At 42.1% G+C, this 22375-nt stretch carries 17 protein-coding genes and 1 other annotated feature; of the genes, 15 read left to right on the top strand and 2 right to left on the bottom strand.

The window, feature by feature from the left end:
- Window positions 1–893: 893 nt before the first annotated feature.
- On the bottom strand, window positions 894–1304 hold the full coding sequence (locus tag FN960_RS13035; RefSeq protein WP_143849170.1) for a hypothetical protein: 411 nt from the start codon (window positions 1302–1304) through the stop codon (window positions 894–896).
- 371 nt (window positions 1305–1675) lie between these two features.
- On the opposite strand from FN960_RS13035, the gene ilvD reads away from it, so the two are divergent.
- From ilvD to yihA, 15 genes are all read left to right on the top strand, one after another.
- A complete protein-coding gene (gene ilvD, locus FN960_RS13030; RefSeq protein ID WP_143849169.1) occupies window positions 1676–3343 on the top strand; it encodes a dihydroxy-acid dehydratase in 1668 nt (555 codons plus the stop codon).
- Window positions 3344–3345: 2 nt separating this feature from the next.
- Window positions 3346–3602: a binding site (T-box leader), on the top strand.
- A gap of 80 nt (window positions 3603–3682) precedes the next feature.
- Window positions 3683–5419 (top strand): acetolactate synthase large subunit, encoded by a 1737-nt coding sequence (gene ilvB / locus FN960_RS13025; RefSeq protein WP_143849184.1) that lies wholly within the window; start codon window positions 3683–3685, stop codon window positions 5417–5419.
- Complete coding sequence (gene ilvN / locus FN960_RS13020; RefSeq protein ID WP_143849168.1) at window positions 5416–5937, top strand: acetolactate synthase small subunit; 522 nt, start codon at window positions 5416–5418, stop codon at window positions 5935–5937. The genes ilvB and ilvN overlap by 4 nt, the downstream gene beginning before the upstream one ends.
- Before the next feature lie 62 nt (window positions 5938–5999).
- Window positions 6000–7022, top strand: coding sequence for a ketol-acid reductoisomerase (gene ilvC / locus FN960_RS13015; protein ID WP_143849167.1), 1023 nt, complete (start codon window positions 6000–6002; stop codon window positions 7020–7022).
- On the top strand, window positions 7009–8556 hold the full coding sequence (locus tag FN960_RS13010; protein WP_143849166.1) for a 2-isopropylmalate synthase: 1548 nt from the start codon (window positions 7009–7011) through the stop codon (window positions 8554–8556). Before ilvC ends, FN960_RS13010 begins: the two co-directional genes overlap by 14 nt.
- 15 nt (window positions 8557–8571) lie before the next feature.
- A complete protein-coding gene (leuB, locus tag FN960_RS13005; RefSeq protein ID WP_143849165.1) occupies window positions 8572–9651 on the top strand; it encodes a 3-isopropylmalate dehydrogenase in 1080 nt (359 codons plus the stop codon).
- Window positions 9652–9679: 28 nt separating this feature from the next.
- Window positions 9680–11107 (top strand): 3-isopropylmalate dehydratase large subunit, encoded by a 1428-nt coding sequence (leuC, locus tag FN960_RS13000; protein WP_143849164.1) that lies wholly within the window; start codon window positions 9680–9682, stop codon window positions 11105–11107.
- Window positions 11108–11113: 6 nt separating this feature from the next.
- Entirely contained in the window at window positions 11114–11692 is a 579-nt protein-coding gene (gene leuD, locus FN960_RS12995) for a 3-isopropylmalate dehydratase small subunit (protein WP_143849163.1), read from the top strand.
- A gap of 164 nt (window positions 11693–11856) precedes the next feature.
- Window positions 11857–12921: a tetratricopeptide repeat protein gene (locus tag FN960_RS12990; protein ID WP_143849162.1), complete on the top strand. Its 1065-nt coding sequence runs from the start codon at window positions 11857–11859 to the stop codon at window positions 12919–12921.
- 140 nt (window positions 12922–13061) lie between these two features.
- Complete coding sequence (gene tig / locus FN960_RS12985) at window positions 13062–14354, top strand: trigger factor (protein WP_143849161.1); 1293 nt, start codon at window positions 13062–13064, stop codon at window positions 14352–14354.
- 315 nt (window positions 14355–14669) lie between these two features.
- Window positions 14670–14804 carry a hypothetical protein gene (locus FN960_RS23195; protein WP_260681997.1) on the top strand — a complete coding sequence of 45 codons (135 nt, stop codon included), beginning with the start codon at window positions 14670–14672 and terminating at the stop codon, window positions 14802–14804.
- A 17-nt stretch (window positions 14805–14821) separates the two neighbouring features.
- The gene (clpX, locus tag FN960_RS12980) at window positions 14822–16096 is read left to right on the top strand and encodes an ATP-dependent protease ATP-binding subunit ClpX (protein WP_143849160.1); all 1275 of its coding nucleotides are present in this window, start codon (window positions 14822–14824) and stop codon (window positions 16094–16096) included.
- A gap of 226 nt (window positions 16097–16322) precedes the next feature.
- Complete coding sequence (lonB, locus tag FN960_RS12975) at window positions 16323–17993, top strand: ATP-dependent protease LonB (protein WP_143849183.1); 1671 nt, start codon at window positions 16323–16325, stop codon at window positions 17991–17993.
- A gap of 206 nt (window positions 17994–18199) precedes the next feature.
- Window positions 18200–20527: an endopeptidase La gene (gene lon / locus FN960_RS12970; RefSeq protein ID WP_143849159.1), complete on the top strand. Its 2328-nt coding sequence runs from the start codon at window positions 18200–18202 to the stop codon at window positions 20525–20527.
- Complete coding sequence (yihA, locus tag FN960_RS12965; RefSeq protein ID WP_143849158.1) at window positions 20524–21105, top strand: ribosome biogenesis GTP-binding protein YihA/YsxC; 582 nt, start codon at window positions 20524–20526, stop codon at window positions 21103–21105. Before lon ends, yihA begins: the two co-directional genes overlap by 4 nt.
- Window positions 21106–21827: 722 nt before the next feature.
- Here the strand turns inward: yihA and FN960_RS12960 are convergent.
- A complete protein-coding gene (locus tag FN960_RS12960) occupies window positions 21828–22283 on the bottom strand; it encodes a LiaI-LiaF-like domain-containing protein (RefSeq protein WP_143849157.1) in 456 nt (151 codons plus the stop codon).
- Between the last annotated feature and the right edge of the window lie 92 nt (window positions 22284–22375).

Here is a 22375-nt window from a genome sequence, read left to right as displayed (position 1 = left end):
AGGATACTAAGAAAGAAACCCCGCATACCAAGGAGAACGAGTGACTTACCAAGAGCTGGAGCAGGATACCAAGAAAGAAGCCCCGCATACCAAGGAGAACGAGTGACTTACCAAGAGCTGGAGCAGGATACTAAGAAAGAAACCCCGCATACCAAGGAGAACGAGTGACTTACCAAGAGCTGGAGCAGGATACCAAGAAAGGAGCCCCGCATACCAAGAAAGGAGCCCCGCATACCAAGGAGAACGAGCACTTAACCAAGCCCAGAGCAGGATACCAAGAAAGAAGCCCCGCATACCAAGGAGAACGAGCTCATTACCAAGCCCCGACGCACGATACCAAGAAAGAAACCCTGCTCATCAAGAAGAACGAGCTCATTACCAAGAGCCAGAGCACGATACCAAGAAAGAAACCCCGCACACCAAGAAGAGCGAGCTCATTACCAAGAGCCAGGGCACGATACCAAGAAAGAAGCCCCGCACACCAAGAAGAACGAGCTCATTACCAAGCCCCCGCGCACGATACCAAGAAAGAAGCCCTGCATACCAAGAAGAACGAGCTCATTACCAAGAGCCAGAGCACGATAGCAAGAAAGAAGCCCTGCATACCAAGAAGAACGAGCTCACTACCAAGCCCCGACGCACGATACCAAGAAAGAAACCCCGCACACCAAGAAGAACGAGCGTCTTACCAAGAGCCAGAGCACGATACCCAGAAAGAAACCCTGCACACCAAGAAGAGCGAGCGTCTTACCAAGAGCCAGAGCACGATACCAAGAAAGAAGCCCTGCACACCAAGAAAACCGAGCCCCACACCAAGCCCCAGCGCACTACACCCAGAAAGAACCCCCCCACACCAAACCAAAACTACCACACAAAAAACGCCTACCTACAGTTCATGTCTGTAAATAGGCGTTTTTTGTATGTGCTGAATGTGTTGTAATGTTTTTTAGCCAAGAAGCATCTCCATCACTTACACTCTCAGAGGTGTAAAAGTAGACGGACCATCCTTTCTTTTGCAATGTTCGTTTGATCCGTTCTTGTTTTTGAGGGGAACATGCTTTTACAAAAGCAAGCTTGTACGGAATCAAAGCTACGTTTGTAGGAATGCCGTAGATGACTTTGTTTGTACTTGGATAAAAGTTGCGTTGATGTAATATTTCGCATAACTTTTTATCCATTGAATCAGGGCAGTCTTTCCAATGGTCTGTGACAAGAACTAAATGATTTAGTTCTTGTGGTCTAAATGCAAGTGAAAATGGTTTCATAAGAAAGATTCGTTGAAAAAAAGTTTTTACTCGTATCATTTTCATCACCTACATGTACTATGCCCGATTTTACAAAAAAGTATGACAATAATTTTGAAAATGGCCAAAACTTTTTAATGGATGGTATGTAAACGCATACAAAAAATCAAATCTATCTAAATTATCTAATTATTTTCATTAAAGTGGTTGACCAGTGAATATAGAAGGCGTAATATAAGTCTCAATAAAGAAATACATGTGATCAACTACGTTAGATATGTTAACAATGTGTACTTCTATCGCGAAGGTTCGTGATACTCACTATCATTGTAAATAGAAAACACAAAATTGTTTGACTTTATCGTCTGTTGATCAGTGTTCATAATGATATGTAATGAACATAGATTCTAGTCACTTAGGAGCGGGTAGCAATGAGAAGTAACATGATCAAAAAAGGGATAGACAGAGCGCCACATCGTAGCTTGTTAAGAGCTACTGGTGTTAGTGAAGAGGATATGGATAAACCTTTCATCGGGGTTTGTAATTCATATATTGATATTATTCCTGGTCACATGCATCTTAATAAATTTGCTGAAGTTGCTAAGGAAGCGATTTATGAAGCGGGTGGTATACCGTTTGAGTTTAATACAATTGGTGTAGATGATGGTATCGCAATGGGGCATATCGGAATGAGATATTCTCTTCCTAGCCGAGAGATCATCTGTGATGCTGCAGAAACGGTCATTAATGCTCACTGGTTTGATGGGGTGTTTTACATTCCAAACTGTGACAAAATTACGCCGGGGATGTTGATGGCATCAGTAAGAACAAATGTCCCATCCGTCTTTGTATCAGGTGGACCGATGGAAGCAGGACGCACGAAAGATGGGGAAAGCTTATCGCTCGTGTCAGTCTTTGAAGGAGTTGGCGCCTTCTCTTCTGGAAAAATGACAAGAGAAGAATTGCTGGAGATAGAACAGCAAGCCTGTCCAACCTGTGGTTCCTGTTCAGGAATGTTTACTGCAAACTCAATGAATTCACTGATGGAGATGCTTGGTTTAGCACTTCCGGGTAATGGAACCATTGTTGCAACGTCTGAAAAAAGACATCAGTTAATTAAGGATGCAGCGAAGCATTTAATGAATTTAATTGATAAAGATATCAAACCAAGAGATATAGTTACGCAAGAAACAATAGATGATGCCTTTGCTTTAGATATGGCAATGGGTGGTTCTACTAATACAGTGCTTCATACTTTAGCTATTGCGCATGAAGCAGAAGTTGAATACGACCTGAATCGCATTAATGAAGTGGCTGAAAGAGTACCTTATCTTAGTAAGATTAGCCCAGCGTCTGATTATTCTATGGATGATGTTCATCAGGCCGGTGGGGTGAGTGCTATTATTAAACAGCTTTGTGAGATGGAAGGTGCGGTGCATCCCGACCGTATTACGATTACAGGCAAAAGCCTCTATGAAAATGTGAAAGATGCGGAAGTCACAAACACAGATGTCATAAGAAATAAAGAAACGGCATATAGTCCAGTGGGTGGTTTATCAATCCTCTTTGGAAATCTTGCCCCTGATGGAGCAGTCATTAAAGTAGGAGCGGTGGATCCGTCCATTCAAGTGTTTGAAGGAGAAGCGATTGTTTTTGAATCTCAGGAAGAGGCGCAAGAAAAGATTAATAAAGGCGAAGTAAAAGAAGGGCATGTGGTGGTCATTCGTTCAGAAGGGCCAAAAGGTGGTCCGGGAATGCCGGAAATGCTTGCTCCAACCTCAGCCATTCAAGGGAGAGGACTTGGAACAAAAGTCGCGTTAATCACAGATGGTCGCTTCTCGGGAGCGTCCCGAGGCATTTCAATTGGTCATATTTCACCAGAAGCAGCAGAAGGCGGTCCAATTGCTTTCGTTGAAAATGGAGATAAAATCAAGATTGACCTGCCAAATCGAGGCCTTCACTTATTAGTGGATGAGGAAGAGCTGGCTCGCCGTAAAGTTGGCTGGACAGAGCCAGAGCCTAAGGTGAAAAAGGGCTATCTTGCTCGCTATTCAAAGCTTGTCACTTCAGCTAACACAGGTGGAGTTATGAAAATATAATTTTTAAATCGTTGAAGAGGAAAGTAGGAATACTTTATCTGCTAAAGAGAGCCGTGTTGCTGAGAAACGGTGCAGAGAATATTCTGAAACTCACCTCTGAGTGTCTTACTGAACAAGCAGTGAATGGTACTGTTTTAATAAGGAGACCGAGTGTACCAGCACTCGTTATCAAAACGGACAGGTTGGTTGTCCATGAGACCGAGATTCTTTCGGTGAACTAGGGTGGTACCGTGAAAAGCTAAATCTTTTCGCCCCTTCAGCTGCAATATGCGGCCTGTTGGGCGCGGAAAGATTTTTTTGTTTTTACCATACGCTTACACTTAAAAAGGAGGAGTTATGATGTCAACAAAAACGGAGAAACAGGAGCTAATAAAAAAAGTTGAGAAAAAAGAAGAACTAACTGAATTGTCAGGTTCCGGTATGCTCATTCAAGCTTTGGCAAAGGAGAATGTTGATGTCATTTTCGGTTACCCAGGAGGAGCAATCCTACCAACCTATGATGAAATCTACAAAACGGGCATTCGCCATATTCTTGCCCGCCATGAGCAGGGAGCTGTTCATGCGGCGGAAGGGTATGCAAGAGTCTCAGGCAAGCCTGGTGTTTGTGTTGTTACCTCAGGCCCAGGTGCCACAAACGTTGTAACAGGTATTGCGGATGCGATGATTGATTCATTACCACTTGTTGTGATTACTGGTCAGGTAGCTAAAAAGGTCATCGGCACAGATGCTTTCCAAGAAGCGGATATGCTAGGCATTACAATGCCAATCACCAAGCATAATTACCAGGTACGTAATGTTGAGGAATTGCCAAGAATTATCAAAGAGGCCTTCCACATTGCAACTACTGGACGTCCTGGACCAGTTTTAATTGATTTACCAAAGGATGTTTCACAGGATACGGGATTCTTTGACTACGATAAAGCGGTTAATCTTCCAGGCTATCAACCTACCATTATTCCTAATAGACAGCAGATTCGTAAATTAGCAGAAGCTGTAGCTAAGGCGAGAAAACCAGTTATTTTAGCTGGAGCTGGTGTTTTACACGCTCAAGCGAGTGATGCATTATTCGAATATGTTGAACAACAGCAAATTCCAGTCGTAAATACGCTGCTAGGACTTGGTAATTTCCCTGGGAATCATGAACTTCATTTAGGGATGGCAGGTATGCATGGAACATATGCCGCAAATATGGCCTTACATGAGGCGGATCTTCTCATAAATATAGGGGCAAGATTTGATGATCGTTTAACCGGTAATCTTGAGTACTTTGCACCTTATGCAACGGTTGCCCATATTGATGTTGATCCTGCAGAGATCGGAAAGAACATTGAAACCCATATCCCAGTAGTTGGTGATGCGGGTGAGGCATTAAAAATGCTAGTTGCTGAAGACGGACAACAGGCAGACCAAGCCGTTTGGAAAGCAGACTTACAGAAGCTGAAGGGTGACTATCCGCTTTGGTATAAGCAGGAAAGCGAGATTATTAAACCCCAGCATTTAATCGAAAAAATTTATGAGAAAACAAAGGGTGAGGCCATCGTTACTACGGATGTGGGGCAGCATCAGATGTGGTCGGCTCAGTTCTATAAGTTTGATAAACCTAACCGTTGGGTGACATCTGGTGGACTCGGTACGATGGGATTTGGTTTTCCAGCTGCAATTGGTGCACAAATTGCCGAACCTGAATCTACAGTGGTCTCCATTATTGGTGATGCAGGATTCCAGATGACGTTACAGGAGATGTCGATCTTACAAGAGCTTAATCTACCTGTGAAAATCGTGATTGTTAATAATGCATCCCTTGGAATGGTTAGACAATGGCAGCAGCTGTTCCACGGAGAGCGTTATTCTAATTCATTGTTTCCAATACAGCCAGACTTCGTAAAGCTGGCAGAGGCATACTCAATTAAGGCGTTGCGGGTAGATGAACTGAAAGACATGGAAGCCGCCATTGATGAAATGCTGGCTCATGATGGCCCAGTTTTAATGGACTTCCGGGTAGCAAAGGAAGAAAACGTCTACCCAATGATTTGTCCAGGTAAAGGACATCATCAAATGGAGGGGGTCAAACCATGAAGCGCACAATCTCAACACTTGTGAACAATAATTCGGGTGTACTTAATCGAATCACAGGGCTCTTTGCACGAAGGCATTTTAACATTGAAAGTATCACTGTAGGCATTACAGAGAATCCAAATGTTTCTCGCATGACCTTTGTGGTGATTGCTGACACGATGAATAACATTGAACAGGTCCTTAAACAGCTTCATAAACAAGTCGATGTCCTGAAAGTCAAGGACATTACGGATGAATCCATTATTGCAAGGGAGCTTGCTTTAATAAAAATTGTAGCATTCCCTGAACAGCGGGGAGAAATCTCGGCGTTAGTGAATACATTCAGAGCATCTACGATTGATATTGGGCGTGAGAGTATGACTCTTCAGGTAGTGGGTGACCACAATAAAGTAGAAGCTTTAATTGACCTTCTTCGTCCATATGGAATTAAAGAACTGGCACGAACAGGCGAAACGGCATTGAGTAGAAGCTCTAAAAAGGCTCTTGCCGAACCGAATAGGCTAAGCCTCATTAATTAAGTATAGGAAACCGTGATTTTCCACTATAAATAAACTTACACAAACAGAGGAGAGATTCTAAAATGGCAAAAGTATACTATAACGGTGATGTTAACGAATCAGTACTACAAGGTAAAACAGTCGCAATCATTGGATATGGCTCTCAAGGACACGCACACGCTTTAAATCTTCGCGAAAGTGGTGTTCAAGTAGTTGTTGGTTTACGTAAAGGAAAGTCATGGGACAAGGCTGCAGAAGATGGATTTGATGTCCAAACGGTTAGGGATGCCTCAGCACAAGCAGATGTTATCATGATTCTTTTACCAGATGAGCATCAGCCGACAACCTACAAAAATGAGATCGAGCCAGAGCTAACGAAAGGAAAATCGCTTGTTTTTGCTCACGGCTTTAACATTCACTTTAATCAAATTGTACCTCCTTCAGATGTAGATGTTTTCTTAGTTGCTCCTAAGGGGCCAGGACATTTAGTTCGTCGTACATTTGAAGACGGAGCTGGTGTACCAGGACTGATTGCCATCTTCCAGGATGCGACAGGTCAAGCAAAGGACACAGCACTCGCCTATGCAAAACAAATCGGTGCCGCTCGTGCTGGCGTATTGGAAACAACATTTAAAGAAGAAACAGAAACAGATCTTTTCGGAGAGCAAGCTGTACTGTGTGGTGGAACAGCTGCCCTCGTTAAAGCTGGATTTGAGACACTAACTGAAGCGGGTTATCAGCCAGAAGTAGCGTACTTTGAGTGTTTACATGAGTTAAAGCTTATTGTAGATCTAATGTATGAGGGTGGACTTGAAACGATGCGTTATTCAATCTCTGACACCGCTCAATGGGGAGATTTCCAAGCGGGTCCACGTATCGTAACCGATGAAACCAAAAAAGCGATGAAGGAAATCCTTTCTGATATTCAAACGGGTAAATTCGCAAAAGGATGGATCCTTGAAAACCAAGCCAACCGTCCGGAATACACAGCCATTAATGAGGCTGAAAAGAATCATCCAATTGAAGTAGTTGGACGAGAGCTTCGTGAGATGATGCCATTTGTGAAAGGTAAATCAAAAGGAGTGGTAGGCAGTGCGAAAAATTAATGTCTTTGATACAACCTTGAGAGATGGAGAGCAATCGGCTGGAGTTAATTTAAATGCTAGCGAAAAGCTTGAAATTGCGAAACAGCTTGAAAGGCTTGGGGTAGACATTATGGAGGCTGGTTTTCCAGCCTCTTCAAAAGGAGACTTTCAATCTGTCCAGCAAATTGCTCGTACAATTAAAAATAGTTCAGTGACAGGACTCGCTCGTGCCGTTGAATCGGATATTAATACGGCTTGGGAGGCGCTAAAGGATAGTGCAGAACCTCGCATTCATGTCTTTATTGCCACCTCGCCAATTCATATGCAATACAAATTAAATCTGACACCAGATCAGGTTGTAGAGAAGGCTGTGCAAAGTGTAAAGCTAGCGTCCTCTAAATTCTCACAGGTTCAGTGGTCTGCGGAGGATGCTAGTCGCGCAGAGCTTCCGTTTCTGGCTAGAATCATTGAGCAGGTCATTCAGGCCGGGGCAACCGTTATTAATCTACCAGATACAGTAGGTTTTACGACACCACATGAAATAGGTCATATGTTTTCCTATTTAAAAGAACATGTCCCAAGCATTGATAAAGTCATCATGTCGACTCATAACCATAATGATTTAGGAATGGCCGTATCTAACTCGTTAGCCGCTATCCAAAATGGAGCAGGTCAGGTAGAGTGTACCGTGAATGGAATTGGCGAACGAGCTGGTAATGCAGCGCTAGAGGAAATCGCCGTTGCTTTAAATATCCGTAAAGACTATTATCAGGCAGAAACTAGACTCACATTAAAAGAAATAAAGCGTACCAGTTCACTGGTTAGTAAGCTTGCAAACATGCCTGTGCCTGGAAATAAGGCTGTCGTGGGGGCTAACGCCTTTGCGCATGAATCAGGTATTCATCAAGACGGCATGCTTAAAAATAAGGAAACCTATGAAATTATTACACCCGAGCTAGTTGGGGTGAATGAGAGCTCTATGGTTCTTGGTAAGCATTCTGGTCGCCATGCATTTAAGGATAAGCTAGATGAACTAGGCTTTGACGGCGATAAAACGCAATTTCAACAAATCTTTGAGGCGTTTAAAGATCTATGTGACAAGAAAAAAGAAGTCACAGAGGACGACTTATTTTCTTTAATGACTGAGACTATGACGGATGCTGTGCAAGAATCCTATGAGTTACAGACGCTTCAAGTCAATTACGGGACTAATAATATTCCAACCGCTACCATTACGATGAAGCTTCCTTCGGGTGAGATGATCCAAGAGGCTGCTACAGGATCAGGTAGTGTTGAAGCGATTTATAATACGCTGGAACGTATGATTGAAGGGCCGGTATCTTTGCAAGATTATCGAATTCAATCCGTTAGCGGTGGTGGGGACGCTCTGGCAGAAGTCTATGTGCAGATTAACTATGATCATTATGAGTCATCTGGACGAGGCACAGCACACGATGTACTCGAGGCATCAGCTAAAGCCTACATTAATGCGGTCAATCGTACATTAATCCGTAAAGCCTACGGTCATGAACAGAAAAACAAGGTGAATATATAGGAGACTTTAGAATCTATGAAAAAAACGATCACGCTACTGCCTGGAGATGGAATTGGACCAGAGGTAACAACAGAAGCTATTCGAGTTTTAGATAAAGTTGCTGAGTTATTTGGTCATAGCTTTGTGTACCAGTCAGCAGCAATTGGTGGAATTGCAATTGATCAATATGAGAATCCATTGCCTGATGAAACACTTTCTCTTTGTCGAGAAAGCGATGCAATTCTCTTGGGCGCAGTTGGAGGACCAAAATGGGATGCAAATCCATCACACCTTCGCCCGGAAAAAGGATTACTGCGCATACGTAAAGAGCTGGAGCTTTTTTCTAACCTGCGTCCTGTCTCAATCTATAATAGTTTGATTGCAGAATCTACTATTAAAGAAGATATTGTCCGTGGAATTGATCTCATGATTGTTAGAGAGCTGACGGGTGGCCTTTATTTTGGTGAACCGAGCGAGCGCTTGGACATAAATGGGGAGGAAGGGGCCGTGGATACTTTAACCTATTCCCGTAGTGAGATTGAGCGTATCATCCGAATGGCTTTTCAGCTAGCGGAAGTGCGAAGAAAGAAAATTATATCAGTGGATAAAGCTAATGTCCTAGAGTCTAGTAAACTTTGGCGACAAATTGCTAATGAAATAGCTGAAGAATTCCCACACATAGAACTAGAGCACATGCTGGTTGACAACGCGGCAATGCAACTAATCAAACATCCTAAACAATTCGATGTATTGGTTACTGAAAATCTGTTCGGAGATATTTTGAGTGATGAGGCGTCTATGATCTCAGGTTCTCTTGGTTTATTACCTTCAGCGAGCCTAAGTTCTAACGGCCCGGGTATTTATGAACCAATTCATGGATCTGCACCAGATATTGCAGGCAAGGGGTTAGCTAATCCATTAGCAGCTATTGCTTCAGTTGCGATGATGTTAAAGTATGCATTTGGTTTAGAGGATGAGGCGGACTCAGTGATGTCAGCGATTAATCGAGCGCTTGATACGGGCATAAGAACAGCAGACCTTGTTTATGGAAACCAAGAATACGTCTCTACAACGGAGATGACGGATGTAGTTCTTCAACATTTGAGTAACCAGTAAGAAGATGTCAGACGGAGGAGGAAATGCAATGGTACCAAAAACAATTATTGAAAAGATTTGGAACGCACATGAAGTGACAGCTGAGGAAGGAAAGCCGAGCTTATTGTATGTAGATCTTCATCTAGTTCATGAAGTGACCTCGCCCCAAGCTTTTGAAGGATTAAGGCTAGCGGGGAGAAAGGTGAGACGTCCAGAGCTCACATTTGCTACGATGGACCACAATGTACCAACTGTCAATCGCTATGATATTACCGACCAAATTGCCCAGAAGCAAATGGAAACATTGGCTGATAATTGCAATGAGTTTGGAATAGAGATTGCGGATCTCAAAAGCCCTGAAAACGGCATTGTACATGTAATTGGGCCAGAGCTAGGTCTCACTCAGCCTGGAAAAACCATTGTATGTGGTGACAGTCATACCTCAACGCACGGCGCATTTGGTGCCATTGCATTTGGTATTGGCACAAGCGAAGTAGAACATGTTCTTGCTACCCAATGTCTTTGGCAGTCAAAGCCAAAAACACTAGAGGTTCGTATCACAGGTAAGCTAGGGACGGGAATTTCAGCTAAGGACGTCATTCTAGCGATTATCTCTAAATTTGGTGTTGATGTGGGAACGGGTTCAATTATTGAATTTACGGGTGAAGCCATTCGCGGTTTAACAATGGAGGAGCGAATGACGATTTGCAACATGTCCATTGAGGCAGGAGCTAAAGCTGGATTAATTAGCCCGGATCAGGTTACCTTTGATTATTTAGAAGGTAGACAATTTGTACCTAAGGGCGAAGATTTTGCAGAAGCGACTCAAAGATGGAGTGAGCTTGCAACAGACCCAGGTGCTAGCTACGATCGTACAGTAACAATTGATGCTGATGAAATTGAACCGATGGTGACATGGGGTACAGATCCATCCCAGGGTATTAGAATTTCTGAAGCTATCCCATCACCAGATAGTGCCACAACGGATTCAGGCAGACGTGCCATCGAGCAAGCATTAGACTACATGGATTTAAAGCCAGGTACGCCCATTGCATCGGTTGATGTGCAGCATGTCTTTATTGGTTCCTGTACCAACTCCCGCATCAGTGATCTACGCGCAGCAGCTAATATTATTCAAGGTAGAAAAGTAGCAGAGCATGTTCGTGCGTTAGTTGTTCCTGGATCTCAGCGTGTGAAGAAACAAGCTGAAAAGGAAGGACTGGATCTTGTATTTAAAGAAGCGGGCTTTGAATGGAGAGAATCAGGCTGCAGTATGTGCTTAAGTATGAACCCTGATGTTGTTCCTGAAGGAGAGAGGTGTGCTTCTACTTCAAACCGTAATTTTGAAGGTAGGCAAGGCAAAGGATCACGCACCCATTTGGTGAGTCCTGAAATGGCTGCTGCAACGGCGATTGCTGGACACTTTGTTGATGTACGTAATTTTAAGTCGGAAGTTTCGTCTTCTGGAAAGGGGTAAGAAAAAATGGAGCCTTTAACTGTTCACACGGGTCAGACTGCGGCCATGAATCGAGTCAATGTTGATACTGACCAAATCATCCCAAAGCAATTTCTTAAGCGCGTTGAACGGACTGGATTTGGACAATTTCTTTTTTTCGATTGGCGGTTTCTTCAGGATGGCACTGACAACCCCGATTTTTCACTAAATAAACCAGAAGCTGCAGGGGCCTCAATCTTAATTGCTAGCAATAATTTTGGTTGTGGATCCTCACGAGAGCATGCTCCTTGGGCACTTCAGGATTACGGATTTCGTGTCATAATCGCGCCAAGCTTTGCGGACATCTTCTATAATAACTGTGTTAAAAATGGGATGCTGCCTATTCGCCTTGAGGAAGAAAAAGTGAATGTCTTGCTTGAATCTGCTGAAAAAGGCATATATGACTTAACAGTTGATCTGGAAAAGCAATTGATTACGGGACTAGGCTTTAAGGCTCATTTTGATATAGATGAGTATTGGAAAAAGATGCTGTTAAATGGTTGGGATGAAATAGGGTTAACCTTACTGAATGAAAATGAAATTAAGGCGTTTGAAGCGTCCAGATAGAGGGTACAATTGACCTACACGAGGAGATATCTTATGTTGATAAAGATATCTCCTTTTTCTAAAGGCAAGTGTAATATCGGCTGTTTGTAATGAGGAGGACGAACTGGTACACTTTACCTAACTTTTAAAAAACGGACTAGTCTAAAAAGAGCGGAGCAAATCGCATGACCGACAAATCTCATCATTCAAAAGACAACAATATTATCCTTTATCCTGGTCTGGTTCGCAGGTTGCTTGAGCTAGGGATGGAGTCGCTTAAAGTAAAGGAAGGACAGTCTGCTTATGATTACTTTAAACAAGCAGAGAGCATTGAACCGGATAACCCAAAAGTTCGCTTTGGTAAGATGCTTAGTTTAGTTGAGCTTGGTAGGCTTGAAGAAGCGGTACAGCTTACTGATAAGCTTCTTAAAGAAGGCACTGGGGACTACTACGAGAATTTACAGGTGCACATTTCACTTCTGGTTCAGCTTTCTAGGTATGAAGAAGTCATTGAGATACTTGATGTTGTGTTAGCGGAAAGTCAACTTCCTTCTCAGCATGCCGAATCCTTATATAAGCTTCTTCATTTCAGCAGACAGATGACAGAGGATGAGTACTTAACAGATTCCTACCCTATTCATTTAGATTCAGATGAATCAGATATGTTAGAACTGGAAGATCTTCAATCTGATTCACCACAAAAACAGTGGCAGTCGATCCAATTATTAAGCACGTCTAACTTTCAACAGGCAGTCCCAAACCTAATTACGTACATAGAAGATTCTTCAAAGGATTTACTACTTAGAAGCTATGCTCTTCAGTTGTTGATGAAATGGGAAGTCCAACAAGACATTCATATTTCAAAACTTGGTCAATCAAAAACTGTTTCCCCCGCCACACTTGCTAAAAATGAGCAAATGTCAAATTGCTCAACGAAAATGAAAGGTATTCTTTCTCAAGAGTTAGAGCACGAAAACCCAATTCTCTATGAAATGGCTACACAGCTTTTAATTATGCATATGCTGGTTTTGTTTCCTTTTTATCCGAAAGAGGAGGAAATGACCACATGGGCTGCGTCTTTTCACCTTTTAGCCTGTGAACGTCTTGCAATGGATTGCAATGAAGAAACCATCGCAATGCGATATGGCTGTAATGTATCAGCATTACTTGAACATGCGGCTTTAGTTGAAGAAGTTGAAGGAAACGTATTTAAACAAAATCAAGATCATGTTACAAATGAAGATACATAATGTAAGAAAAAAAGCAGAAAACGTCTTAATTGAATTGCTTCCATTGAAAACAGGAGGCTTTATGTTATAATAGTGTGGTTGTCAATCATGTATAACGGAAATGAATCGTTAGAACGAAGATATAGTTGGAGGGAACACGAATGAGTGCAAAATGGGAAAAACAAGAGGGGAACCAAGGGGTTCTAACTGTAGAAGTTGAAGCAGAAAAAGTAACAAACGCTTTAGATGAAGCATTTAAAAAAGTTTCAAAGAAAGTAAATGTACCTGGATTCCGTAAAGGGAAGGTTCCTCGTAGCTTATTTGAAAAGCAGTTCGGAGTAGAATCTCTTTATCAGGATGCGTTGGATATTTTACTACCTGAAGCTTATGCAGGTGCTGTTGAAGAAACAGGTATTACACCAGTTGATCGTCCCGACATCGATATTGAAAAGATGGAAAAGGGTAGCGAGTTAATTTTTAAAGCAACTGTAACAGTTAAACCTGAAGTTGAGCTTGGTGACTACAAAGGTCTTGAAGTAGAAGCTCAAGAAACTGACGTTACTGAAGAAGATGTTGAATCAGAGTTAAAGCAGCTTCAGAGCAGACAAGCTGAGCTTGTAGTTGTTGAAGAAGGAACAGTTGAAGATGGTGACACGGCTGTTATCGACTTCCAAGGCTTTGCAAATGGAGAAGCATTTGAAGGTGGCACAGCAGAAAACTATTCTCTTGAAGTAGGCTCAAACTCTTTCATTCCTGGATTTGAAGAGCAGCTTGTAGGCTTAAAAGCAGGAGAAGAGAAAGATGTTGAAGTGACCTTCCCTGAAGAATATCACGCTGAGGAACTTGCAGGTCAACCTGCTACATTTAAAGTGAAGCTTCACGAAATTAAGCGTAAAGAGCTTCCAGAATTAAATGATGAGTTTGCTAAAGATGTAAATGAAGATGTAGAAACACTTGATGAACTAAAGAAAGAAATACAAGAGAAGCTTGAGAATCAGAAAAAGGATGCTGCTGAGAATGCAACACGCGAAGCTTTAATCCAACAGGCTACTGAAAATGCAACAGTAGATATTCCAGAAGCAATGATCACAACTGAAACGGATCGTATGCTTCAGGAATTTGGTCAGCGTCTACAAAGTCAAGGTATGGATCTAGATACCTACTATCAATTCTCTGGACAAAATGAAGAAGCGATGCGTGAACAGTTTAATGAAGATGCTGGTAAGCGTGTGAAAGCGAATTTAGTGCTTGAAGCTATCTCAATTAAAGAGGAAATTGAAGTAACGGACGCAGACGTGGACAAAGAGCTTGAGAAAATGGCTGAAATGTACCAGCGTTCAGTAGAAGAAATCCGTACGATTTTCAGTGCACAGGGTGGACTTAACAACCTAAAAGAAGATCTGAAAATCCAAAAAGCAGTGGAGCTTCTTCAAGAAGAAAGCAAAACAGCTTAAAGATAAAGGAAAACAAAACAAGGTGCGGAAGTCTCGCACCTTGTTTTTCTTCCTTAACAAATGTATGTTGAAGTCAGCAATGGTGTAAGCTGAGAAGATCAAACTCAAAAATTTTGCCTAGAAAAGAGGTTTTCAGGCAATAATCTTGAATGTATACAGTGTTTGAACATACACTAACATTATTCAATCGTATGAAGCAGTGAGTTTGAGGGATTTTGTACATAGCGTATGATGTGTAGTATGGTTGGAATTGTGCTACAATGTCTGAACACCATGGAACCTTTGTATTGAGGTGAGTGTTTAGATGGTAAATGAATGGATACGGATCGATGGCTGTTGCTTCATGCGAGGCTATCACCAGATCATTCGTTTTATAGCGAGCATACATTAGGTCATATGGCTCACAGGTTTATTAATGGTCAGGATCAATGTATTGATGGTACAATATAATTGCGAGGGGTGATCTCATGTTTAAATTTAACGAAGAAAAAGGGCAACTAAAATGTTCTTTCTGCGGAAAAACTCAGGACCAGGTTCGTAAGCTTGTGGCTGGACCAGGCGTGTATATATGTGATGAATGTATAGAACTATGTACAGAAATTGTGGAAGAGGAGCTTGGAACTGAAGAAGAAGTAGAGTTTCAAGAGATCCCGAAGCCTTATGAAATCTGTGAAGTATTAGATGATTATGTCATTGGGCAGGGAAGTGCCAAGAAATCGCTTTCTGTAGCTGTGTATAACCATTACAAACGTATTAACTCATTAAGTCGTTCGGAGGATGTAGAACTGGCTAAGAGTAATATTTGTATGATTGGACCAACTGGAAGCGGGAAGACGTTACTTGCGCAAACATTAGCACGTATTCTTAATGTTCCTTTTGCTGTAGCAGATGCGACATCACTTACAGAAGCCGGATATGTCGGTGAGGATGTTGAGAACATTCTTCTTAAACTGATCCAAGCTGCTGACTATGATGTTGAAAAAGCTGAAAAAGGAATCATTTACATTGATGAGATTGACAAGGTAGCTCGTAAATCCGAGAACCCTTCGATCACTCGTGATGTTTCTGGTGAAGGGGTTCAACAGGCGCTATTAAAAATTCTTGAAGGAACAACAGCAAGTGTGCCTCCTCAAGGAGGGCGTAAGCATCCTCATCAAGAGTTCATCCAAATTGATACAACAAATGTGTTGTTCATTTGCGGAGGTGCCTTTGACGGCATAGAGCAAATCATCAAGCGTCGTCTTGGTAAAAAGATTATTGGTTTTGGATCAGAGACAAAACAAGAGGAATTGAAGCCAGGAGAATATTTGGCAAAGGTTCTACCGGAAGACTTGTTACGCTTTGGTTTAATCCCGGAGTTTATTGGACGCTTACCTGTTATTTCAAGTTTAGAACCGCTTGATACAGATGCATTAGTAGAAATCCTAACCCAACCAAAAAATGCGCTAGTCAAGCAATATCAGAAGCTGCTTGAGCTTGATGATGTAGAGCTAGAATTTACAGAACAAGCACTTACCGAGATTGCCAATAAAGCAATTGAACGTAAAACAGGAGCACGCGGACTTCGTTCAATCATCGAAGGTATTATGCTTGATGTCATGTTTGACCTTCCATCAAGAGATGATATTGTAAAATGTATCATCCACGATAAGTGTATCACTGAAGGAGCCGTTCCAATTCTCAAAACCGATGATGGTACCGAAATTACTATCTCAAACAAAGAACCAAAAGAAAGTGCATAATTAGTGAAACGATAAATCCGAGCGATGGTGAATATCACCTTCGTTCGGATTTTTTTGTGTGAAAGCTGTCGAAGCAATGAAGTTTAGGATACGGTTTATACAATAAAGACCTTATACATAAGTTTCTTTTCCATTAATTACTATGAGATCCTCGCGCTAGTCGTAATGAGTCAACCGTTGAACGGTCATACTATAGACAGATTCGACAGTGACAGGAGGAAAAATGGTGAACTGGACTACGATCGTATTAATGGTACAGCTATTTTTTGGTGTGGTGATAGGTTTATATTTCTGGAATTTGCTAAAAGGACAGCGCAGCCAGCGGGTAAGTATTGATAAAGAGTCAAAAAAAGAAATGGAACAACTAAGAAAAATGAGATCAATTAAATTATCAGAGCCGCTGTCAGAGAAAGTCAGACCTGCTTCATTTGATGATATTGTGGGTCAACGAGAGGGCATTCGTGCACTTAAGGCAGCTCTGTGCGGCCCTAATCCACAGCATGTAATCATCTATGGACCTCCTGGAGTAGGAAAAACAGCTGCAGCAAGACTTGTGTTACAGGAAGCAAAGCAATACGCAGATTCTCCATTTGCTCAAAATGCCACGTTTGTTGAAATAGATGGAACTACGGCTCGTTTTGATGAAAGAGGCATAGCGGACCCGTTGATTGGATCTGTCCATGACCCTATTTATCAAGGAGCAGGTGCAATGGGGCAGGCTGGGATTCCTCATCCGAAACAGGGTGCCGTAACTAAGGCGCATGGAGGCGTATTATTTATTGATGAGATTGGTGAGCTCCACTCGATTCAACAGAATAAGCTTTTAAAGGTTCTTGAAGATCGAAAGGTTTTGTTAGAAAGCGTATATTATAGCGAGGAAAATCAACACATTCCCAAGCATATTCATGATATTTTTCAAAAAGGGCTGCCGGCAGATTTTCGCTTAATTGCTGCGACAACACGTCGTCCTGAAGAGATTCCCCCAGCGATACGGTCAAGGTGTATGGAGGTTTTCTTCCGAGCTTTAAAGCCTGAGGAGATTTTAGGTATTGCTTTGAATGCGGCAAAAAAAATCAATTTCCAGCTGGATGAAGAAGCTGGAGAGAAGGTTTCAAAGTACGCTACCAATGGCCGCGAAACAGTCAATATTATTCAGATTGCTTCAGGCATTGCTCAGGCTGACGGACGGAAGCAGATCCATGTACGTGATGTAGAGTGGGTGCTGCATGCCAGTCAAATTACACCACGTCCAGAAAAACGCATCCATGAAGAGGCTTCAGTAGGTCTGGTTAATGGCTTAGCCGTTTATGGACCAAACATGGGGGCCTTGTTAGAGATAGAAGTGAACGTCATTCCAAACAAACATAAAGGTACCATTAACATAACGGGAATTGCGGAAGAAGAAAGTACGGGTAATCAATCCCGTTCCATAAGACGAAAAAGTATGGCCAAGGGTTCCGTAGAAAATGTTGTAACGGTATTACGCCGAATGGGTTTACCAACATCGGATTTTGATATTCATGTTAACTTTCCTGGTGGAGGACCAGTGGATGGACCGTCAGCAGGGATTGCTATTGCATGCGGAATCTATTCAGCTATTCATGAGCTGCCGATTAGACATGATCTAGCGATGACAGGTGAGTTAAGTATTCGTGGTCAAGTGAAGCCGATTGGAGGAGTGGTGGCAAAGGTAGAAGCCGCTAAGCTTGCAGGAGCTAAAAAGGTGCTTATTCCAGCTGAAAACGCAGAGAGCATCTTACAAGAGATTAGTGGGGTTGACGTTATTCCTGTTCATACTCTTGATGAAGTGCTTGAATTAGCTATCTTATCTGAGGAGGAGCCTACTAGCGTCCCGGCTCAAGCGATTATAAAGGATTCAGTCGCCACATCTGTATAAATAGACAAAGGTACGTGGATAAGATAGAATTGAGAAAGTGCCTATTATTCGTGGAAGTAAGGCTTTATGCACAAAATAAGCAAAGTCATTTGTGCGCGCAATGCACTTAGAACGCATAGACTACGATAACAGCACAAGGATAGAGGATCCAGGAGAAACTCTATCCTTGTCTGATGTTTGGCACAGGAATTCGGAGGTGTTCGCGGATGGTCGAAACAGAAAAGAAACGGCATATTCCGCTTCTGCCTTTGCGGGGATTATTGGTTTTTCCAAAGATGGTTTTGCATCTAGACGTAGGGAGAACAAAGTCCGTAGAGGCCTTACAGCAAGCAATGGAAGATGACCAAGAAATTTTTCTGTCTACACAGAAAGAAATTAAGCTTGATCAGCCCACTGAGGCAGATATTTATACAGTTGGTACATTAGCTCGTGTAAAGGAAATGATGAAGCTTTCTAATGGTACAGTACGTATTCATGTGGAAGGACTTCAACGAGCAAAAATAGAGAGATATATTACAAATGAAGCGTACTTGCACGTAGAGATTTCAGAAATGGAAGATCTGGATATAGAGGAAACGGCTGAGGTTCAAGCAATGACACGCCATGTGATGTCAATGTTTGAACAGTTCTCCAAGCTGTCAAAGAAGGTGTCAGCTGAGACTCTTGCATCGGTAGCTGATATTACAGATGCAGGACAATTAACAGATGTTGTCGCCGCTAATTTGCCTCTTAAATTAAATAAGAAGCAAGAGCTTTTAGAAACGAATTCAATCCATGCTCGATTAGTGAAACTCATAGATATTCTGAACAATGAGCAAGAAGTTCTAGGGCTTGAAAAAAAGATTAGTCAGCGTGTTAAGAAATCAATGGAGAAAACGCAGAAAGAATATTATTTGCGTGAACAAATGAAAGCCATTCAAAAAGAACTCGGTGATAAGGAAGGCAGAAGTGGTGAGGTCAGCAGTTTAAGAGAGCAGATTGAGTCCACAGAGATGCCGGAACCTGTTAAGGAAAAGGCGCTAAAAGAACTGGATCGTTTTGAGAAAATGCCTGCAAGCTCCGCTGAAAGCTCTGTTCTGCGTACGTATTTAGACTGGTTAATTCAGTTGCCATGGGTCAATGAAACCGAAGACCAGCTCGACGTTATCCGCTCAGAGGAAATACTGGATGAGGATCATTATGGTCTTGAGAAGGTAAAGGAGCGTGTACTTGAATATTTAGCAGTACGACAGCTGACCCAAGAGCTTAAAGGACCAATCCTTTGCTTGGCTGGTCCTCCAGGGGTAGGGAAAACCTCACTTGCGCGTTCGATCGCCCGATCATTAAATCGTGAGTTTGTCCGCATGTCTCTTGGAGGCGTTCGGGATGAGGCAGAGATACGAGGTCACCGGAGAACGTATGTAGGTGCAATGCCTGGACGATTAATTCAAGGAATGAAAAAAGCCGGAACAATTAATCCAGTATTTCTACTAGATGAAATTGATAAAATGGCTCAGGATTTTAGAGGAGACCCATCATCGGCACTTCTTGAAGTTTTAGACCCAGAACAAAACAATACCTTTAGTGATCATTATATTGAGGAAGCCTATGATCTATCGAAGGTTATGTTTGTGACAACAGCCAATAACCTAAGCACGATTCCCGGTCCTTTGCTTGATCGAATGGAGATCATTTCAATAGCTGGATATACAGAGCTTGAGAAAAAGCAAATTGCCAAAAGCTATCTGCTTCCAAAACAAATCAAAGAGCATGGCTTAAATGGGAACAAACTGCGTGTGAATGAAGAGGCATTGGTGAAAGTCATTCGTTACTATACACGTGAAGCGGGAGTACGTAATCTGGAGAGACAGATTGCGACCATTTGCCGAAAAGCTGCTAAAATGCTTGTGACCGGTGAGAAGAAACGAGTAAGTGTTACTCCCGAGCTCGTAGAAACCATGCTTGGTAAACCAAAATTCCGTTATGGTTTAGCTGAAGTGGAGGACCAGATTGGTGCAGCTACTGGCTTAGCTTATACCTCTGCTGGAGGAGACACCCTTTCAATTGAAGTTTCCGTCGTTCCTGGCAAAGGCAAGCTTACATTAACGGGTAAACTTGGCGATGTCATGAAGGAATCAGCACAGGCTGCATTCAGCTACATCCGTTCTCGTTCAAACCAGCTCCATATTGACGGAAGCTTCCATGAAAATATGGACATTCATATTCATGTGCCTGAAGGAGCAACACCTAAGGATGGTCCATCTGCCGGTATTACAATGGCCACCGCTCTCATTTCCGCTTTAACAGGACGTAAGGTCAGACGTGAAGTGGGGATGACGGGGGAAATAACATTACGAGGTAGAGTACTGCCAATTGGTGGCTTAAAGGAAAAATCAATGAGTGCCCATCGAGCAGGGCTAAAGACAATCATTATTCCAAGAGATAATGAAAAAGATCTAGATGATATCCCGACAAGTGTGCGCGATGAGCTTCGTTTTATTCTTGTTTCACACTTAGATGAGGTGTTGGAGCACGCATTAGGAGAGGACAAATGAAAATAACCAAAGTAGACCTTGCGCATATTGCTGTAAAACCAGAGCAATACCCAAAAACCTTTCTGCCTGAGATTGCCCTGGCAGGAAGGTCTAATGTGGGCAAGTCATCATTTATAAACAAAATGATTAATCGAAAAAGCCTAGCCAGAACCTCTGGACAGCCTGGAAAAACCCAAACTCTTAATTTCTATGAAATTAATGAAAAGGTACATTTTGTTGATGTCCCAGGCTATGGTTTCGCTAAAGTAGCTAAATCTGTACGTGATCAATGGGGCAAAATGATCGAGCAATTTCTTACCGAGCGTGAGCAATTAAAAGCCGTTGTTCTATTAATTGATTCCAGGCATAAGCCTTCTGCTGATGATAAGCTTATGTATGATTGGCTCATCCATTTTGAAATGCCCGTGATCATCGTGGCAACAAAATGCGATAAGATTGCAAAATCAAAATGGCAGAAGCATGTCAACGTCATCAAAGAAGAGCTTGGCAAACGCGAAGAGGACGAGCTTATCCTGTTTTCCTCAGAGACAGGCTACGGACGAGAAACCGCGTGGCGAGTCATTCAACGATATATATAAAAAAGCTTGTCGATTTTATCTCATTTACAGAGAAGATCGACAAGCTTTTTTATATAAAAGTGGATAGCGAATTACAGCCGTCTGATGTGTAATAGGCTTCGGTGAACTAATTTATGGGTCTCTGAAAAAGTCATTTAGAAATGAGCTCATACACCGCTACAGGAGAAAACTTCGCTTTCCACGGGAACGGCCTCAGCCCTTGAAGTGGAAATGCGCCACTTCAATGTCTTCAGACTCGTTCTGTTCCGTAGGAGTCTACGTTTTCTCCTTCCGCTCTGTTCCCGATCAGACAAATGACCAACATTCCTATTTAAGGAAATCAAGGTTGTTTTTGATTTGAAATAAGATTCTTTTTAATGAAAAACTTCTTTTTCAGTGGCCTCGATGAAAAGGTTCATTGAGATAAGGTAGCAGAGCCAGATTAACGCGGGTACCTCCCCGAGGTAAGTATGCCCCCTATTTTGGGAGTGACGGAAGAAGAAACGAATCACGAGACTCCTTTCCCCTAAGAAAAGATACTTTTACTAAAAATACAACACTATAAATGTAGCTGAGTTCGAGTCTTAAATGAACCAAATGTACAAGTCTACACTCTCAACCAGTCTAGACAGAAATCTGAGGCCGTGCCCGCGGAAAGCGTAGAATTTCTGGTGGAGCGGAATATGTAGCTCATCCAGAAATTATTAGGCTTTTTTAGCAATGGGACGATAAATAGCTTCAAATCACCTCTTCTTCTGATACAACAACAAACATCCTGCTACAATCATGACAATTGGCCAGAAGTACTCTCCAAATGGCAGAAAAGCAGGGTTCTGCAAAAATGGTTTCCAGGGTGATAGCATATAAAGTGCTAATAAAAATAAGAGAATGCCCGGAAGTAATCCAAATCGTTTTGTACGTGTATATAAAAATAAAAAGGATAAACTAAAGATTAACGAATACATACCTACATGACTCGGCCAAAAATCTAACCAATTCTGTCCGTGAAAATGAATAGATAAACCAATCAGAAGTGCTGCTGGGAAAGATAATAATCCATCAAACTTGCTTTGAAATAACATACCAATGCCGATAATAAACAAAAAAGTTGGCCATGTTAATAGCTGATCCGCATAAGGGAGCTGAAAGGTTTGTAATAAATAGAAAAGACCAAAGCCAATTAAAATAACTCCTGGCATAATATATGTTGATTGTGCCTTACGCAGGGTAGACGCCTCCTAAACAAATCTATACAAATGCAGATCATTTGCACAGAAAATCAAAAAGTCAT

It is taken from the genome of Alkalicoccobacillus porphyridii, assembly GCF_007293315.1.
GTDB classification, from domain to species: domain Bacteria; phylum Bacillota; class Bacilli; order Bacillales; family Bacillaceae_D; genus Alkalicoccobacillus; species Alkalicoccobacillus porphyridii.
The sequence above is the reverse complement of the archived record's forward strand: the minus strand, read 5'-3'. Positions and strand labels throughout refer to the sequence as shown.

Coding starts and splice junctions, on each gene's coding strand:
- FN960_RS13035 (WP_143849170.1), bottom strand. CDS start 1,304: ATGATACGAGTAAAAACTTTTTTTCAACGAATCTTTCTTATGAAACCA.
- ilvD (WP_143849169.1), top strand. CDS start 1,676: ATGAGAAGTAACATGATCAAAAAAGGGATAGACAGAGCGCCACATCGT.
- ilvB (WP_143849184.1), top strand. CDS start 3,683: ATGTCAACAAAAACGGAGAAACAGGAGCTAATAAAAAAAGTTGAGAAA.
- ilvN (WP_143849168.1), top strand. CDS start 5,416: ATGAAGCGCACAATCTCAACACTTGTGAACAATAATTCGGGTGTACTT.
- ilvC (WP_143849167.1), top strand. CDS start 6,000: ATGGCAAAAGTATACTATAACGGTGATGTTAACGAATCAGTACTACAA.
- leuB (WP_143849165.1), top strand. CDS start 8,572: ATGAAAAAAACGATCACGCTACTGCCTGGAGATGGAATTGGACCAGAG.
- leuC (WP_143849164.1), top strand. CDS start 9,680: ATGGTACCAAAAACAATTATTGAAAAGATTTGGAACGCACATGAAGTG.
- leuD (WP_143849163.1), top strand. CDS start 11,114: ATGGAGCCTTTAACTGTTCACACGGGTCAGACTGCGGCCATGAATCGA.
- FN960_RS12990 (WP_143849162.1), top strand. CDS start 11,857: ATGACCGACAAATCTCATCATTCAAAAGACAACAATATTATCCTTTAT.
- tig (WP_143849161.1), top strand. CDS start 13,062: ATGAGTGCAAAATGGGAAAAACAAGAGGGGAACCAAGGGGTTCTAACT.
- FN960_RS23195 (WP_260681997.1), top strand. CDS start 14,670: ATGGATACGGATCGATGGCTGTTGCTTCATGCGAGGCTATCACCAGAT.
- clpX (WP_143849160.1), top strand. CDS start 14,822: ATGTTTAAATTTAACGAAGAAAAAGGGCAACTAAAATGTTCTTTCTGC.
- lon (WP_143849159.1), top strand. CDS start 18,200: ATGGTCGAAACAGAAAAGAAACGGCATATTCCGCTTCTGCCTTTGCGG.
- yihA (WP_143849158.1), top strand. CDS start 20,524: ATGAAAATAACCAAAGTAGACCTTGCGCATATTGCTGTAAAACCAGAG.
- FN960_RS12960 (WP_143849157.1), bottom strand. CDS start 22,283: ATGCCAGGAGTTATTTTAATTGGCTTTGGTCTTTTCTATTTATTACAA.